Here is a 16377-nt window from a genome sequence, read left to right as displayed (position 1 = left end):
GCGTGGAAATCACGCGAAGTGGAACATCTCAAACGACTTCTGAAGACACATTGGACGAGATCGCGAACACTTCCAGGATCGTGTCCACAGCGGAGTCGACGCTCGCGGCGCAGCGATTGAAGGACCTGCGGCCTCTAGTGGGATCGGGCACGTCGTCGTCGCGGCCGTCATGGTCGGCGATCCGGCCGCGCAGTGTCAATGCCGTCGCCATGATGTACCGGGCCTGCGTGCCGATGTCGAGCGCGGACCCGGTCTCATCGGTCGCAGCCCGCGGTGCCAGGCGGGCGAGCTCCTTGATGGTGAACGTGCGGGAGCGTGCGGTCGGTACCGTGGCGATGACGCGATCGCGCTCGAGGCGGGACGCGGTGAGCACCATGTCGGCCTGCTCCACGAGCCTCGGGCTCAGTCGCCGAGAGGCGAACGAATCGGTACTGGCGCCCCGCTGCTGCAGGTATCGCGCGACACTGCGTGGCATCTCGTTGCCGGGTGTGGCATCGGTGCCCGCACTCGAGACGGTGAACCGGTCGCTGGAGAGGCCGGGCCGGTTCTCGATCCAGAGGCGCGTCAGCCGCTCGGCGAGCACGGAGCGGCATAGGTTGGCGCTGCACACGTAGAGGATGCCGAACGGCCGAAGCGGCTCGGCATCAGCGACTTGCGTGAACGTCGGTGGCATTCGTCTTCACCTCCGCCAGAGGCCGCCGCTGGGTATTGAGGTTGCCGTATCCATAGGACTTGTGACTCGGCGCCGGAGCGAAGTTGAGCACGGTTCCCAGGACCGGTGCTTTGACGTTGCGGAGCGATTCGAGCGACTCTCGCAGCTGGTCCTGGCGGGTTCGGCCATGCCGCACCACCAGGAGTACGCCGTCGCAGGCGGCGGCGGTCGCCGCAGCGTCCGCGACCCTGAGGAGCGGGGGCCCGTCCACCACCACAATGTCGTAGGTCTCCCGCAGTTCGTCGAGGAGGTCGCGCATGTGCTGCGAACCGAGCAGCTCGCTGGGATTCGGTGCGGTGGAACCGCTCGAAAGGACCGTGAGGAACTCCTCTCCCCACACCTGCTCCGCTGCGTCCAATGAGGTGGCACCTACCAGGACGTCGGTCAGTCCGGCACCGATCGGCAGGCCGAGGAAGGTCGCCGCCCTGGGCTTTCGCAGATCGGCGTCGATGAGGATGACGCGCTTGCCGGTCTCCGCCATCGCGATCGCGAGGTTGCAGGCCGTGGTGGTCTTGCCCTCGCCGCCGAGCGCGCCGGAAACGAGGATCACCTTGTGCGGACGGTCGACGTCGACGAACTGCAGGTTGGTTCGGATCCTTCGGATCTCCTCGGCTCGGAGGCCGTGGGGATCGCTCACGATCAGTGGCGTCTTTGTCATCTTCCGGTCGGCGGCGACGGTGCCGAGCGTCGGCACACCGGCGCGCCGTTCCAGTTCCTCAGCGGTCTTGATCGTGGTGTCGAGCGCGCGCCTGGCCGCGGCGAGCCCGACGCCCGCGAGCAGTCCGATGATCCCCGCCAGCACGAGGTTCCTGACCGGCCTGGGGCTCACGGGGACCGTCGCCAGCTCGGCGTCGTTGACAACCGCGACGTTGACAGCCGCCCGCCCCGCGCCCGACGAACTCTCCAACGTCGGAACGATCGTCGCGAACTGGTCGCCGATCGATCGGGCGATCTCCTGGGCGGTCTCGGGCGAGGGATCGGTGACCGTGGCCTCGAGCAACGAGGTGTCGGGCACGACGGCCGTGGCGACCTTCGCCGTGAGTTCGTCGGCGCTGAGGTCGAGCGACAGGTCGTCGATGACGCTGTCCATGACGCGGCGGGTGCGCAGCAGTTCGGCGTACGACTTGACCTTCTGCTCGGAAAGCAGGCTGCCCTGGTAAGCAGAGGCCGGGTCCTCCGGATCGGCCCACGCGGAAATGAAGAACGTGACGCGCGACGAATACTGCGGCGTCTGGTTCGAAGTGACGATGCCGGCCGTAGCGACGGCGATGACGGTGGCCGCAATGATCAGCAGCCAGTTATCTCGTAGTAGTCGTAGTCCCGAACGCAAGTCCACTTCGGAATCCCCCAATGAGCAATGAATCTAGATTGGAATATTAAGCAGCATTCGTTCTGTTATATGTCATTCACGAAGATTTACTGGAGGGAACCGCGATGAACCAGCACGGCCCCATGCCTCGCCGTCACGACGGTCGGCACGAATCCGAGCGACGCGAGACGGGCACCGCCGTCGAGACGCCCAAGAGCGCACTCGCCAAAGCCCGGGGGGTGCTCGAATTCGTCTGGAGCCATCCGGCCAACCGCGATCGGCGCCTGGCCGCCGTGCACCGGGCCATCGACTTCCAGGTTCGGGCCCGCCTGGCCGCCCCGTGATCACCGGGATCGGTGAGCGGGGGCGCATGTGGGAGGAGCTGCACGTGACGGCGGCGTCGAAAGTGCGCGCTATGCGAATCCACCGGACTGGAACGAGATGCAGGCGTGGCGGCGGCTGCTCAGCCCCGGCGACCTGTTCATCGACGTCGGGAGCAATGTCGGCGCCTACGCCCTGTGGGCCGGGGACCGCGGTGCGACGGTCTTCGCCGTGGAGCCCGGCTCGGCGGCCGCGGAGCGGTTGCGGCGCAACGTCGCGCTCAACGACTTCCCGATCACCGTGCTCCAGTGCGGACTGGCCGACCGTCCCGGCCGGATGCGTCTCACCAGCGGCAATGACGCGATGAATCACCTGGTGCGCGACGGAGACCAGCCTGGAGAGGAGATCGCGGTCGACACGCTCGACAACGTGCTCGGCGACCGGTGCGCCGCCGGCGTGAAGGTCGATGTGGAGGGCGCGGAGCGGCTCGTCCTCGAGGGCGCCCAAAGGGCCCTGAGCGAGCGGCGCATCGCTGTGCTGCAACTGGAATGGAACTCCATGAGCCGACGTCTGCTCTCCGCGTCCCGGGTTCCGGTGGCCGAGCTGCTCCGCGAGCACGGCTACACCTTCATGCGGCCCGACGGCCGTGGACGGCTGCATCCGCTCGACCCTCCTGCCGAGTCACCGACGGACCTGTTCGCCGTCGCTCCGGGCCGTTTCGGCTGAGGCGCCGTCGGGCTCGTAGACGAAGTAGTCGGCGAACGAGCCCGACGGGCCCACCTTGCGGTAGGCGTGCGGGTTCTCGATGCGTTCACGCAGTCGCCATTCGGGGAAGCGCTCCGCGACGTCCCGGGCCACCGGCCGATGGCGGACGTGGGGCGCGAACGTCCCTGCAACGCAGGGATCGTCGGCGTCGCTCGTGAACAGGACCACCTGTCGGCGGGCGGCGGCGAAGACGTGCCGCAGGTGCAGTTCGTAGACATGGTCTTCGACGAGGTGGTAGATCACGTCCAGCGAGAGGGCCAGGTCGGCGGTGACGAGTCCGGCGCGGTCGGCGAAACATTCCGGGTCATAGAGCGCGAAGCTCTTCGAGGGATCGTCCGTGAATCTGGCGATGGTGCGCCGCAGCGTCGTGGGCGACACGTCGAGCCCGAGGTATCGGGGATAGTCGGCGAGTGCGAGCTGGTCTCCGTCGCCGCAGCCGAACTCGATGACGGACTCGAAGCGTTGCTCGGCGACGAGTCGATTCAGCACCTTCGCCTTGCTTTCGGCGAGCATGCCGCGCGACCCCTCCCCCGAGCCGCCACCGCGTGCGTAACGCTGCTCCCAGTACTGGGCCGATCCGGGGAACCGGCCGTCGCGGACCGCAATGACGGTTCGGGCGAGTGCCGGACCCACCACCGGGATCGCTTGCACCTGGCGTCCCAGGGTTTTGTTGGCATTCATCGGTAGTCTCCGATCTTGTCGTTGCAATTGCCGAGGAGCGTTCGTATCAGCTGCTCGGAGTAGTGGGCCGGGTCGAATCGATTCCGCGACCACGCGGCCGCGGCCCGCGCCATGCGTGATCGCAGACGGTCGTCGTCCAGGATCGTCGCGATCGCCGATCTGAGCGCCTGCGGCGACTCGTCGACAGGGGACAGTCCGGTGAATCCCTGCTGGAACGCGTCGTGACTGCCCCCGTATGCGGGGGCAACGACCGGCGTTCCCGCAAGCTGCGCCTCCAGCATCGCCAGCCCGAATCCCTCTCCGCTCGCGGACGCTCCAGACCGGGTACGGGTGGCCAGCACGAACAGGTCCGCTCGCCCCAGTCGCTCGGCGAGTTCGCCGTCGGTGAGATTCGGTGCGAGCGTGGCCCACGGGCGCGCGGCGAGCGCGTCGCGCAGATCGGACGGGACCTCCCCGGTCCCGCAGACGGTGAGCTGGACGCGGTCGTCGCCGAGCAGCTCGAGCGCTTCGAGGAGGGTCGGCAGCCCCTTGCTTTTCCAGTCCCCGAGGCGGAATGCGGTGACCAGGTCGAAGCGTCCGGTATGCGCGCGTTCGGGTCGTGCCGCGTCGACGAGCGTCCGGTACCAGTCGGCGGCGATGCCCGGGTGGAGCACACCCGCGCGGCAGACCGGGGCGATGGCGCCGGCGGTGAAACTGCTGCCGGCGACGACGCGCACATCGGCGCGGCGCATGATCCGGCACGCCCGTCGCCGCTGGTCCGACCAGGTCTCGTGTCCGTGGAGGATCACGGTCGTGCCCTCGTAGTGGCGCTGTCGGGCCGCCGGATAGACGACGGGCAGCAGGTTGCGATGGGCCAGGACGAGCCGGGTGGGGGTGCTGCTCGACCGGACCGCCCGGCCGACCTCGCCGAGGAACCGGGCCTTGGAGGTCAATCCCCCGAGTCGATCGGGGGCGCGCAGATCCATTCGCCTGCAGGCGATCCCGCTGGTCTGCAGGGTGGCCTCGATGGCGGCGGCGTAGCGTTCGATGCCGCCGCCGAGGCCGCGGGACGGGGCAACGAGTAGGACGGTGCGTTTCATCGGCTCTCCTCGGCGGTGATCGGGCTGCGGCGGCATATCAGTCGGGCTCCGACGACGGCGACGAGGATGCCGCCGGGGATACCGGTGAGCAGCAGGCCGATGTCGATCTCGGACTTGACGACGACGGGCAGGAAGCAGATGGTGAAGCACAGCGCCCGCGGATCGGCTTCGGGTCGGATCACGAGGTCGAAGAGTCGGCATCCGACTCCGAGCATGATCATCCCCGCCGCCACCGTCCACAGTCCGCCATGCCGGTACAGGTCGCCAAGGCCGGTGATCGCCGTGGAGGTGTATGTGGTGCGGGAACCCCCGTAGTACTCCTGGTAGAACTCGTAGCCGTTGGCGAAGATCGGTTTGTCGGGCCAGATCACGCGCGGCACGAGCCCCACCGCGGGAGCGACCGCGAACTCCCACGGACTGCGGTAGGCGATCGTTTCTGGCGTCAGCTGAGTGATGATCGCGATGCTGTCGATCTCGCGGACGCGCCTGAGCATGGATTCCGCGGAATCGCCGACCGTCTCGACCGGCGACTTGGCCGTCATGGTGTCGGTCAGGATCTGCGGCGCGGCGGTGACGGCCTCCGAGGGAGTCAAATTCACGTCGCCGCGGACCGCCTGGCGGTAGGCGTCGTTGAACGGGACGGCGATCCAGAGGAACAGCACGGCGCCGATCAGGAGCGTTTTGAGCGGCATCCGGCCCCGCAGTGCGCCATAGGGAATGAGAACCGCTGCCAGCGCCAGCAAGACCGCGCCCTTGCTGCCGGCGACGGCTCCGACGGCGACCTCGGCGGCGACCAGTGTCCACAGTGTGATGTTGCCGCTGCGGATCGCCGGGTTGAAGACGCGGTACGCCGCGGCCGCGATGCCGAAGAGCGCGAATGTGGACAGCAGGCTCAGCAGTTGGCTGTAGGCGTTCGCGGAGGTGACCAGCTCGCTCGGGTCACCGACATAGCCGAACCTGTTGGTGAGGAGCGCCCCGGTGAGCCGGGCGGCCGAGCCGACCGCGTAGAACGCCCAAGGCAGCAGGCCGCCGCGGACGGTGGTGCCGGTGCCGCGCAGCACCGTCGACAGGCCGCTCCTGGCCGCGTCGCGGAGTCCGCGGGGCGGACCGAGCACATATCCCGCGGTCCAGGCCACGATGCCCAGCCCCAGCACTCCCAGTCCCTCCACGACGCTGGGCAGGGCGATCCGGGTGGCCGAGCCGGTCTGCGGCCCCAACCAGGTCAGGGACGCCAGCCCGAAGGCGAGGCCCGACCACAGCAGATACCAGGGCCCGAGCCTCCAGCGGCTGATCCCCTGTTCGTTGCCGGGGAGGCCGGTGATCAGCAGGAGCGCCGCGAACGCCAGCAGGGTGACCGACAAGGCCCGGACCACCAGCTCGTCGCGGACGCCCAGCGGGAAGAATCCGCTTGGCAGCAACATCGCTCCAGCCGCCACCGCCAGCGCGACGACACCGAGCAGTCTGGCCTTGTGCGATCGGGTGGGCGTCGGCGCCGACGCGTCCAGGAGTGTCATCGGCGGTCCTTCGCAACGGTGAGGAGGGCGGCGGCCGCGGTGGCGGCGAAGCCGTCGGGTCCCAGGTCGACGACACGCGCCTGTGACTCGCGTGCCAATCGGGTTCGCAGCGCTCCATCGCTCATGAGCCGCTGCAGGCACTGGGCGAGCGCGTCGACGTCGGCGGCGGGGAACACCAGTCCGGACCGGTCGTGTTCGACGGCGTCCCCCGGTTCCCAGACGCCGGTGGCCGAGCTGACGATCACTGCGGCGCCGGCGGCCATGGCCCCGATCGCCACGAGGCCGCGGGGCTCGAAGCGCGAGGGCATGACCATGATGTCGATGTCACTGAAGAGTGCGGGCAGCTCGTCGGTGTTCTTGAAACCGAGGAACCGGACCCTGCCGCGCAGGCCGTGCTCGTCCACCAGCGCCTCGATCTCCGGCCGCTGTGGACCGTCGCCGATGAGCCGCAGTTCCCACGGCTCGTCGCGGGGCAGTCGCGCGGCGGCTACCAGGTCTTCGACCCCCTTGACCCGGGTGAACTTTCCCGCGAATCCGATGACGACCGGCCGGGCCTCCTCGATGCGGCGGGGGACGCGCTGCGCCGCCGCGAACCGGTCGACGTAGGCGGGGCAGACGCCTGGATGGACGCGGTCGGGCGCCATCCCGTGGGCGAGATAGAACTCGCGGTTAAATGCGCCCGTTGCGACGGCGCCGGCCGCGATGCGGAACATGACGCGCAGCAGGAGGCCGCGGAGGCGCCGGAGGCGGCCCTTCACCGGTGATCGCGGATTGGTGTCGCCGAAGTAGAGCAGCGGCGTTCGGGTGGCCGCGGCGTGCACGATGCCCAGGCGCGCCGCCGGGGTCGCCCATCCGAAGCACAGGACGGCCTCGGGTCGGTCGCGGCCGAGGTGCCGCAGCAGATCCGCGGCACGGCCCAAGTCGGATGCCGGGCGCGAGGAGGACCACCAGTCGTATCCGCCGTGCAGGTCGGTGTTCCATCGGACGTGGCGGGCGAACCCCGGGTCGTAGGTGCCGTCGGGGGCGTGGTTCCAGTAGTAGACGCGGGTGCGGAGCCTAGGGTCGGCCGCCAGGAGCCGGAAGGCGGGCGCGAAGTACTGCGCGGGATGGTCGAGGACGAGGGCGGCGCGCACCGGCTCATCGCGCTGCGCCCGCAATGCCGCGGTCATGACAGGCGCTCCAGGACTTCCGGGAGGCGCTGCTCGTAGGTGTGCTCGGCATGGGCGCGCTTGCTGGCCGCGTCGCCGATCTGCCGTGTCAGGTCCGAGTCGTCGAGGAGGCGCTTGGCCTGGTGTACCAGTTCGTCGAAGTCGGTGAACGGCAGGACCTCAGAGTCGAGATCGAACAGGTCACCGAGTGAGGGGCGTCGCTCGCACAGCACGGCCGCTCCTGATCCGGTGGCCTCGAACAGGCGGGCGTTGACGCCGTCCATCTCGGCCGGGTGGAGGTTGTTCAGTACTCCGGCCACTTCTCGGAAGACCCTCGCCTTTTCTTTGGCCACCACTGGGAATCCGGTGTGGGCCCGCAGCGGCAGTGAGCCGTGAACCCACTTGGGCGGCCTGGCGCCATAGATCACGAGGGGAATGCCGGCATCGTGCAACCGTTGCAGCAGCACCGCACGACTCGGGTAGCAGTTGCCGACCACGGCTATGACGCGCCTGGCCCCCGGTTCGCCGATCGGTCGGTGCCAGCGCGGATTGCAGCCTTGAGGGAGGTACCACACGGGCAGACCGAGTGTGTCTCGCAGCCGCCTGACCAGCAGCTCGTCCTTGAAGAAGATTGCCGAGTACGGCGCCATGAGCATCGTTTGCCGGCCGAGGTTCGACACAGCGTCGGGAAACCACAGGGCCACGGGCAGTCCGTGGCGGCGCAGCGCGGCGACGGTGCCGGCCGCCAGGCCGCCATAGGTGTTGATGACAGCGTCGCACTCGGACTCGAGGGCGGTGCGCACCAGGCCGCGCTGGAGGCGCTCGTCAAGCCGGTCCACGGCCAACGCCGCGAGGTCGGCGGCCCGGTTCACGATGCGACTCTTGACCTGGGGTCGGCCGAGGCCCAGATATGTCACTCGGTGGCCCATGGCCACCAGGCCGTCGCCGATGTTGGCCTGAAACGTGTCGGGGCCGCGGCGGCCGATCATTCCAATGTGCATGGTGTTCTCCATTCTTGGCGTCAATGGATTCGGCAGCAGCGCCGTCAGCGTGGCTTCCACCATGCGACCTGCGGCAGCCGGTTGGCGGTCTCGGGGGTGGCGGCGAGGTAGTTCCCTTCGACAAAGGTCTCCAGGTCCGGGTCCCATCCCAGATAGGGCTCCATGCCGCGTGGCGTGAGCTTCCCGATCCGGTAGCCGAGCGGCTCCAACAGCTCGAACGCATCCTTGAGATATTGACGGGCCTGTATCCAGCGGTGGTTGTACTCGAACTGCACGAGTGAGACGGCCCGGGTCTGCAGTGTGCGCAGACAGCCTGAGAGGACAGCGAAGTCGTGTCCCTCGGTATCCACTTTGATCAGGTCGACATGCTTGATGTTTTGGTTTCGGATGTAGGCATCCACAGTGGTGGTCTCGACCTTCTCGGTGGACATGGGCGCAACCAGGTCGCCATGCAGCGAATTGGTCCCGGCTCCGGGAGCCACCACGTGCAGGGTCGCTGTCCCGCAGAGATCGGACACAGCGAGCCGGTTGACCTGCGCCTGCTCACCGATCCGCTCGGAGAGCAATTGATGGGTGTGCCCAGCGGGTTCGAAGGCGTGCAAGCGCAGCCGCTCGAGTCGCCCCGTGAGCGCGGCCTGTCGCAGCAGGGACTGCGACCAGGCGCCGACGTTGGCGCCCACGTCGAGCACCGTGATCGGCGCGTCCGGCCGGGTCGCGTCGAGCATCCAGCGTTGGAGTGCGTATTCGCCGTTGCGGTTGGGATCGTTCGGCACATCGAGTCGGGCGCGGTGCAGTGCGAAGCGCGCGGCTCGCACCAATTGCCGCCGTCCGATCACGGCGCCGAGCGTGTCGACGGCCCAGGTCGCCGTCTGTCGTGTCGGTGTCATCGCGTCCTCCTGGTGAGTTCGGTTGTGGCAAGTTCGGGCTCGGCTGCGGAGCTGTTCCGGGCCAGCGAACGGAGCATGAGGAGCAGCGCAGTGGCGGCGGCCGCGCTCGAAGCGACCGCGGCGCCCATGGCCCCCCATGTCGGGACCAGAGCGACGAGCAGCACGATCATGACGATGGCGGCGATCCACTGCGCCTGTGCGACGTCCAGCGGCCGACCGTGGCCACGCAGCAGGTCGGCGCCGACCTGGGCGCAGGCGAGCAGGACCCCGCCGGGCGCGAGCAGCCACAGCAAGCGGATCGCCTCGGCATACCCGGGTCCGAACAGCGCGGGGATCAGTGTCGGGGCCAGCACGACCAGCGGCACCGTCACCACGACTCCGACCGCGGCGCTGGCCAGTAGCGTCTGCCGTTGCATTGCGTCGAGGCGCGACGCGGCACCGACCCGGGACGCCAGCCGAGGAAACGCGACGTTGCCGAATGCGGCGACGAGCGGCACGGCGATGGCGGTGAGCGAGACGGCCACGGCGTAGTTGCCGAGCGCCGCAGAGGCCGCGAGGAACGAGAGCACGATCTGGTCGAGGCGGGCGGTGATCGCCGCGGGGACGCTTCCGGCGAGCTGCGAGAGTCCATAACGGCACATGGGCGCGGCCAGCGCCGACTCGCTGCGGCCGCCGGTCAGCCCGAGGCCCCGGCACAGCACATAGGCCAGAATCGACTGCGCCACCACCGTCGCCGACAGCGCCGCCGCCACGGTCAGCAGGTCGAGTTCGTCGGACAGGTGCAGCACGCCGACGACGGCGAGGAACGCGAGCGGCTGCATGATCCGGACCAGATTCCAGCGGGGCAGTCGGGCGGCGTGCAGCGCGAACACGTAGCCCGCTCCCGCGAAGCTGGCGAGGCAGGTGGCGAACATCAGCCGGTAGGCCAGCACCACGGTGTCGTCCTCTGGCGCCAGCAGCGGGGCGCAAGCGATTCCGGCCAGGAGCGTGACCGAGCCCGAGGCCACCATGAGGTTGCGCGACGTCGCGAGGTAGTCGCGGGCGCGATCGGGAACCCGGGCCACGAAGTACGTTGTGGCGGCGGTCTGGCCCAGCTGGCCGACGACTAGGACGACTGCGAACCAGGCCATGATCGCCGCGTATTCGCCGCGAAGCGACGGGCCGAGCGCCCGGGCGATGAGGATCCCCGCCACGCCGGACGCCACGGCGGTGGCCACATTGCACGCCGCCGTGGTGGCCACCGATCGGGCGAAACCGCCGCGGATCCCGGTCGAAGCGGTCATGTCCTGCCGCCCTTGGCTTCGGTGGACTCCCCCAGCAGCCACCGGAAGTAGGCCTCGGCGTCGAAGGCGCGGGGCTCGGGCACGACCGGCTCGGCGCATTGCTCCAGAGCGTCGGCCAGGCTGTTGCGGTCACCCGACCGATAGGGGACCAGGGTGCGGCCGGCGATCTCGCGGGCCTGCGGGCCGTCCGGCGACAGCACCGGCACGCCGTGGACCCTGGCCTCCGCGAGCGGATAGCCGAACGCCTCCACAGTGCACGGGAAGAACGCGGCCGCCGCCGACCTCCACAGTCGAGCCGTAGTGGCCGTCGGCACCGTCCCGAGTGCTTCCACCGTCGGGTGGGCGGCGACGTCCGTCGGCAGCTGCTCCGGGGCGGCGGTGACCACGACCCGCAGATCCCGCCCGGTGCGGTCGACCGCCTCCAGCAGGGCCCGCAACTCCGACACCAGATCCTTATACGGGGCAGGCATGACCGGCACGAGCACGAACGGCCGGTCGGTGGGACGCCGAGGCCCGGCGGGACTCGTCGGATGGGCGCGGACCACGATCCGGCCGCGCACCCCGCGCACGTGGTGTACGACCCGCTCCGCCATCACCGAAGTGGGCGCGACGATCAGGTCCGCCCGGGACAGCAGCCCGCGGATCACCGGGATCTGGGCCTTGAAACTGCGCGGCATCGGCCGCAGCAGGTGCTCCTCATGCGGATACAGGAAGTGCAGGGCGTTACGCAGCAGCACCCGGCGTTGCGTGCCGCTGAGGGCGAACGAGGCCGAGTTCGCCGCCACGACGACGTCGGCGCCTCTGGCCTTCGACTCGCGACGGACCAGCCAGGCCGGAGTCAGGTACTGCGAACGTCCGATCACGGTTGGCCGCGTCGTGGCGCCGGCGAGGTAGTCGTCGAGCTCGCGCCGCCAGCGGGCGGCGCCGCCGACGCCGCCCCCGGCGGTGTCGAGGAGCACTCCGCTCAATGCACCGTCCTCTCTGTTCGTGTGCGGATCCCGGCCCATTCGTGGTGCCTGCGAACCGTCGACAGGATGAAGTTGACGACGCGCCTGGAGGTGTCGTCGATCTCGTACTCCGCGGCGCAGCCGACCGGTTCCCGGGAGTGCTGCGCGACCACGGTCGCGACCGCTTCGACCACCCCGGCCGGATCGAGCCCGGTGGCGACGATCGACCCGGCGTCGAGCGATTCGGGCCGCTCGATTGAGTCTCGGAGCGTCACCGCCGGAAAGCCCAGGATCGCCGACTCCTCGCTGACGGTGCCGCTGTCCGAGAGCGCGCAGCGCGCCTCCTGTTGCAGCCGTATGTAGTCGAAGAAGCCGAACGGCTCGCAGAACGTCACGCCGTCGAGTTCGGCGTCGGCGACCAGGTCTTGGATCCGTTTGCGGGTCCGAGGATGGGTCGACACCAGTACGGGCAGGTCCCACTTGACGTGCACCGAGCGAAGGCAGGCGATGAGGCTCAGCAACCGGCCGGGATCGTCGACATTCTCCTCCCGGTGGGCGCTGGCCACGAAGTACTCGCCGCTGCGGACGCCGAGCCGGCGCAGCACGTCCGAGGCCGCGATCGAGGCGCGATGGTGGTCCAGGACCTCGCGCATCGGGGAACCGGTCAGGAGGATCCGCTGCGGATGGATCCCCTCGGCGAGCAGGTTCCGTCGCGCGTGTTCGGTGTAGACCAGGTTGAAGTCGGCGACATGGTCGATGAGGCTCCGGTTGGTCTCTTCAGGCACGTTCAGGTCGAAGCACCGGTTACCGGCCTCCATGTGGTAGACCGGGATCCGCATCCTGCGGGCCATGAGCGCCGCGATGCAGCTGTTGGTGTCGCCGAGCACGAGGACCGCGTCGGGCCGCTCGGCGGCGATGGCCTGCTCGGCGTTCACGAGGATGTCGGCGAGGGCGCGCCCGAGCGTGGACGGGTCCACGGCGAACTGGTGGTCCGGCTCGGGCAGCCCTAGTTCCGCGAAGAAGACGTCGCGCAGCAGCGGGTCCCAGTTCTGGCCGGTGTGGACCAGTTTGTGGTCGAGCGTGGCCGCGAGACGGTCGATCACCCGCGACAGGCGGATGAGCTCGGGCCGCGTCCCGGCGAAGGTGAGCACTTTGGTCATGTCGCCTCGCTCGGGTCGTCGACCGGGCAGGCGAAGGTGTCGGCGTCGTACGGTGTGTACCGCTCGTTGCTCCAGAAGAACCCCAGGGCCGGTTGGTCCCCGAACGCCGTCAGCCGGTGCGCCCACATCGTCGGCATGTCCACGGCCACGGGATCGGCGCCGTCGACCTGGAACCGCACGATGCGGTCGGAGAAGAGCCGGCGCACGGCGATCTCGGCTTTCCCCGACACGATCACGAAGCGCTCGAACTTTCGCAAGTGCACGTGTTCGCCTCGCGCCGCCCCGGGGACGGTCGAGGAGACGAACGCCTGGCCCCCGGCAGCGGAGACTCTGACGCATTCCACGAGCGCGCCGCGGCCGTCGACGTGCTGCGTGAGCGGTACCGGATAGCGGGCGGGGAACAGGTGCGAACGGTAGGTGTTGAACAGCGTGGTCCGCCACCGGCCGGTGAGCTCCGGCAGATTGCCGTCCCGGTATTCGACTTCGAACTCCTCCAACAGTGCCGCCGTCTCGGTCACCGATCGCGGCTCGCCTTTCGGCTCGACGAACCGGCGCCCCGACGCGCCCGCCTCCTCGAGCAGCACTGCAGCCGCCTCCTGGGCGTGCAGCAGCGCGACTTCGCCGTCTTGGACGACCGTCGGACGCCGTCCCTGGGCGAACTCGTGGCAGAAGGTCGCAACGAACGAGTTGTAGTGCGGCCGCCCGTGCTCGCCGTACAGATTGGGCAGGACGACGTCCGAGAACGCCGCTGCGGTGTCACCGGTCCCGGCGAGCGTCGCCGCGGCACGGCGCTTGGCCCGCCCGTAAGCGGTGTCGTCACTGCGGCGGACCGAATCGGCGTAGACCACCCGCACCGGACGATCGAGGCGCCGCACGGCTTCGGCGAGGCGGCCGGCCGCCTCGGCATTGCCGTCGGTGACCTCCGCATCGGTGCCGCGATTGACGCCTGCGCAGTGAATGACGGCGTCGACGCCGTCGAGTGCGGCGTCGAGCCGCTCCGGGTCGCCGAGCAGCGACCTGGCGATGGGGACGCATGCGATGCCGCGGCTGAATGCCAGGCAGCGCAGATGCCAGCCGAGGAATCCCTCGGGTCCGGTGACGGCGATCCTCATACCGTCTCCGGGACGCGCTGGGTCGGCATCTCGGACCGGAACTCCGGGGTCTGCAGCAGGAGCTTGACGACGGCGTCCTCGTCGAGTCTCCTGGCATTGTGGGAGGTGTAGCCCACGGCAGTTGCTTCCGGAGCTCCACGGCCGCTGCCGCCGGTCGGCAAGTAGTTCAAACCCCGCTGGTCGAGTGGAATTCGGAAGAACTCGCCTTGGTCCTCCGCCCGCGCGGACTCCTCGTCGCCCACCAGCGTCTCGAACAGCTTCTCGCCGTGGCGGGTGCCGATGATGTCGGCTTTGAGCTCGACATCGAAGATGCGCGCCACCGCCCGCGCGATGTCCTCGACGGTGCTCGCCGGGGCCTTGTGCACGTAGAGATCGCCGGGTCGTGAGGCGTTGAATGCGTGTTCCACCAGTCGGATCGCATCATTGATCGACATGAGGAAGCGCGTCATGTTCGGGTTGGTGATGGTCAGCGGCGACCCTTGCTTGATGAGCCGCACGAACGCCGGTACCACCGAGCCGCGTGAGCACAGCACGTTGCCGTAACGCACCAGCGAGACGACCGTGTCACCAGTGCACACCATGCGGGCGTAGGCCTGGGCGACCTTTTCCATGAGCGCCTTCGACATGCCCATCGCGTTGATCGGGTACACGGCCTTGTCGGTGCTGAGGCAGACCACGCTGCGCACGTTCGCGGCCCGTGCGGCGTCGATGACGTTCGCGCTGCCCATGACGTTGGTGCGCACCGCCTCGAGCGGAAAGAATTCGCCGGAGGGCACCTGCTTCAACGCCGCGGCATGGAAGACGTGGTCCGCGCCCGTGCAGGCACGCAGGACACCGTCGTGGTCGCGGACGTCGCTGATGTAGAAGCGCAGCCGTTCGTCGCGGAGCCGCAGCCGCATGTCGTCCTGCTTGGCCTCGTCGCGGCTCAGCACCCTTATCTCGGCGCAGTCGGAGGCGAGCAGCCGAGCGACCATCGTCTTGCCGAACGTTCCTGTGCCGCCGGTGATGAGCACCGTCTTGCCAGCCAGATCCTCCTTCATCCCCGGTTCCCTCCGAGCGCATAGGTCACGAGGTCCGACAGCCTCGAGCCGCCCACTTGAGCCGACATCTCGTCCATGTAGTACTCCCTTCCGAAGTGCCCCATCGCCTCGCGGATCAGGGGATTGAAGCCGTGCAGCAGTCGCATGGCCGATGAAAGTTCAGCGGGGTCGCCAGGAGGCGCCACGAGACCGGCGCGCGACTCGAGGACGGCGCGCGCGGCATCGCCGGGGGCGGAGGCGATGATCGGTTTTCCGCAGGCCATCGCGGCCTGAAGCTTGCTGGGCAGGATGTGGTGAAACGGCGGTCGGTCCTGCAGGCTGACCAGCTGGACGTCGCTGAGCGCCATGAGCTGCACCGTGCGCTCGACGGGGTGGGAACCGAGGAAGCGCACCCGCTCGTCCCCTTCTGCCAGCGCGCGCAGCCTCGCCTCTGCGACACCGCTGCCGACGAACGCCAAGCGGAGGTCGGGCAGATCGGGAAGGAACTTCAGTGCCTTGATGGCGGTCTCGAGACCCTGAACATCTCCGAGGCTGCCGGCGTACATGACGACGAACCCGTCGAGGCCGGTTTCGGCTGCCAGTCGCTCATCGCGGGGAACGGGACGGAAGATCCCCTCGTCGACCCAGTTGGGCACCACCGTGATCTTCTCCGGGGGGACGCTCCGCTGGCGCAGGACGGCGGCCATCCCCGGAGCGGTCACGGCGACGGCCGAGGCCCGTTGATAGGAGGCCTCGCAGAACCCGCTGATGGCGCGCGCCGTCAGGTCGAGCAGTCGGCCCTGGCGGATGAACCCGCTTGCGAGGACGGTATCGGGCCACAGGTCCTGTATGTAGAGCACGTAAGGGCGGCCGAAGAGCCGCCGCGCAAGGATGGCCGGGAAGGCCACCGTGGCTTGCGAGGAGATCACCAGCCAGGCGTCCATCGAGCGCAGGACGTTCCACTTCGCGGACGCCGAAGCCGCGAAGGACAGGTAGGTGAGTGCCCGTCTGAGAGCCGAGCGGTCGTGGCTCGGCAGCAGGGGGACCCGGTGGACGTGCACGCCGGCCCGGTGCTCGTAGAGGTAGCGCTTCATCTGGTAGCCGGGATAGATCGCGCCGGTCGGGTAGTTGGGGAAACCGGTGAGCACATGCACGTCGTGGCCGAGCTTTGCGAGGGAACGGCAGATCCCTCCGGCGACTGCCGCCGAACCGGTCTCGGGGTCGTAACAGGGGCTGATGACACCCAGCCGCATCCCTTCACGTTCAGGATTTCCGAAAGCAGTTCTCGTTCCATCCGACACGACCGCTGTGCCCTTTCCGTCGCCCACCAACCGAAGTATTCAGACCCTTTTGCGTAGAAGGGACTATAAGTTGAGCAGTGTCGCTAGTAGGCAGAACACTCGACTTTGGAGGAATTTGTTCAATGTGCGCGTCAAAAC

The 16377-nt window shown here is 68.7% G+C and carries 16 protein-coding genes; 2 read left to right on the top strand and 14 right to left on the bottom strand.

The features are described 5' to 3' along the window. Nucleotides 1-28 precede the first annotated feature (28 nt). Nucleotides 29-673: an arsenate reductase/protein-tyrosine-phosphatase family protein gene (locus FAB82_RS26020; RefSeq protein WP_136537478.1), complete on the bottom strand. Its 645-nt coding sequence runs from the start codon at nucleotides 671-673 to the stop codon at nucleotides 29-31. Further along, a complete protein-coding gene (locus FAB82_RS26015; RefSeq protein ID WP_136537477.1) occupies nucleotides 645-2048 on the bottom strand; it encodes a tyrosine-protein kinase domain-containing protein in 1404 nt (467 codons plus the stop codon). Before FAB82_RS26015 ends, FAB82_RS26020 begins: the two co-directional genes overlap by 29 nt. 98 nt (nucleotides 2049-2146) lie before the next feature. Between FAB82_RS26015 and FAB82_RS26010 the strand changes: the two genes are divergently transcribed. Beyond that, on the top strand, nucleotides 2147-2365 hold the full coding sequence (locus FAB82_RS26010; RefSeq protein ID WP_136537476.1) for a hypothetical protein: 219 nt from the start codon (nucleotides 2147-2149) through the stop codon (nucleotides 2363-2365). Between the two features lie 28 nt (nucleotides 2366-2393). Beyond that, entirely contained in the window at nucleotides 2394-3068 is a 675-nt protein-coding gene (locus tag FAB82_RS26005) for an FkbM family methyltransferase (protein ID WP_136537475.1), read from the top strand. On the opposite strand, the gene FAB82_RS26000 is transcribed toward FAB82_RS26005, so the two are convergent. The 12 genes from FAB82_RS26000 to FAB82_RS25950 are packed head-to-tail and all read right to left on the bottom strand — an operon-like array spanning nucleotide 3024 to nucleotide 16191. Continuing rightward, nucleotides 3024-3788, bottom strand: a complete 765-nt coding sequence (locus FAB82_RS26000) for a methyltransferase domain-containing protein (RefSeq protein WP_136537474.1) — start codon at nucleotides 3786-3788, stop codon at nucleotides 3024-3026. The two genes, FAB82_RS26005 and FAB82_RS26000, sit on opposite strands and share 45 nt — an antisense overlap. Further along, entirely contained in the window at nucleotides 3785-4867 is a 1083-nt protein-coding gene (locus FAB82_RS25995; RefSeq protein ID WP_168801788.1) for a glycosyltransferase family 4 protein, read from the bottom strand. Before FAB82_RS25995 ends, FAB82_RS26000 begins: the two co-directional genes overlap by 4 nt. Further along, nucleotides 4864-6381 carry a hypothetical protein gene (locus FAB82_RS27350; protein WP_168801787.1) on the bottom strand — a complete coding sequence of 506 codons (1518 nt, stop codon included), beginning with the start codon at nucleotides 6379-6381 and terminating at the stop codon, nucleotides 4864-4866. The genes FAB82_RS25995 and FAB82_RS27350 overlap by 4 nt, the downstream gene beginning before the upstream one ends. Further along, nucleotides 6378-7550, bottom strand: a complete 1173-nt coding sequence (locus tag FAB82_RS25990; RefSeq protein WP_136537472.1) for a glycosyltransferase family 4 protein — start codon at nucleotides 7548-7550, stop codon at nucleotides 6378-6380. The genes FAB82_RS27350 and FAB82_RS25990 overlap by 4 nt, the downstream gene beginning before the upstream one ends. Continuing rightward, nucleotides 7547-8530: a CgeB family protein gene (locus FAB82_RS25985; protein WP_168801786.1), complete on the bottom strand. Its 984-nt coding sequence runs from the start codon at nucleotides 8528-8530 to the stop codon at nucleotides 7547-7549. Before FAB82_RS25985 ends, FAB82_RS25990 begins: the two co-directional genes overlap by 4 nt. 44 nt (nucleotides 8531-8574) lie before the next feature. After that, nucleotides 8575-9417 (bottom strand): FkbM family methyltransferase, encoded by an 843-nt coding sequence (locus tag FAB82_RS25980; protein WP_168801785.1) that lies wholly within the window; start codon nucleotides 9415-9417, stop codon nucleotides 8575-8577. Further along, nucleotides 9414-10700: an oligosaccharide flippase family protein gene (locus FAB82_RS25975; RefSeq protein ID WP_168801784.1), complete on the bottom strand. Its 1287-nt coding sequence runs from the start codon at nucleotides 10698-10700 to the stop codon at nucleotides 9414-9416. The genes FAB82_RS25980 and FAB82_RS25975 overlap by 4 nt, the downstream gene beginning before the upstream one ends. Continuing rightward, nucleotides 10697-11659, bottom strand: a complete 963-nt coding sequence (locus FAB82_RS25970; protein ID WP_246039856.1) for a glycosyltransferase — start codon at nucleotides 11657-11659, stop codon at nucleotides 10697-10699. Before FAB82_RS25970 ends, FAB82_RS25975 begins: the two co-directional genes overlap by 4 nt. 5 nt (nucleotides 11660-11664) lie before the next feature. Beyond that, a complete protein-coding gene (gene wecB, locus FAB82_RS25965) occupies nucleotides 11665-12807 on the bottom strand; it encodes a non-hydrolyzing UDP-N-acetylglucosamine 2-epimerase (protein WP_136537467.1) in 1143 nt (380 codons plus the stop codon). Beyond that, nucleotides 12804-13919, bottom strand: coding sequence for a polysaccharide biosynthesis C-terminal domain-containing protein (locus tag FAB82_RS25960; RefSeq protein WP_136537466.1), 1116 nt, complete (start codon nucleotides 13917-13919; stop codon nucleotides 12804-12806). Before FAB82_RS25960 ends, wecB begins: the two co-directional genes overlap by 4 nt. Then, on the bottom strand, nucleotides 13916-14959 hold the full coding sequence (locus tag FAB82_RS25955) for a polysaccharide biosynthesis protein (RefSeq protein WP_136537465.1): 1044 nt from the start codon (nucleotides 14957-14959) through the stop codon (nucleotides 13916-13918). The genes FAB82_RS25960 and FAB82_RS25955 overlap by 4 nt, the downstream gene beginning before the upstream one ends. Beyond that, the gene (locus FAB82_RS25950; protein ID WP_136537464.1) at nucleotides 14956-16191 is read right to left on the bottom strand and encodes a glycosyltransferase family 4 protein; all 1236 of its coding nucleotides are present in this window, start codon (nucleotides 16189-16191) and stop codon (nucleotides 14956-14958) included. The genes FAB82_RS25955 and FAB82_RS25950 overlap by 4 nt, the downstream gene beginning before the upstream one ends. Nucleotides 16192-16377 lie beyond the last annotated feature (186 nt).

The organism is Glycomyces buryatensis, from assembly GCF_004912275.1.
GTDB lineage: Bacteria > Actinomycetota > Actinomycetes > Mycobacteriales > Micromonosporaceae > Glycomyces > Glycomyces buryatensis.
The sequence above is the reverse complement of the archived record's forward strand: the minus strand, read 5'-3'. Positions and strand labels throughout refer to the sequence as shown.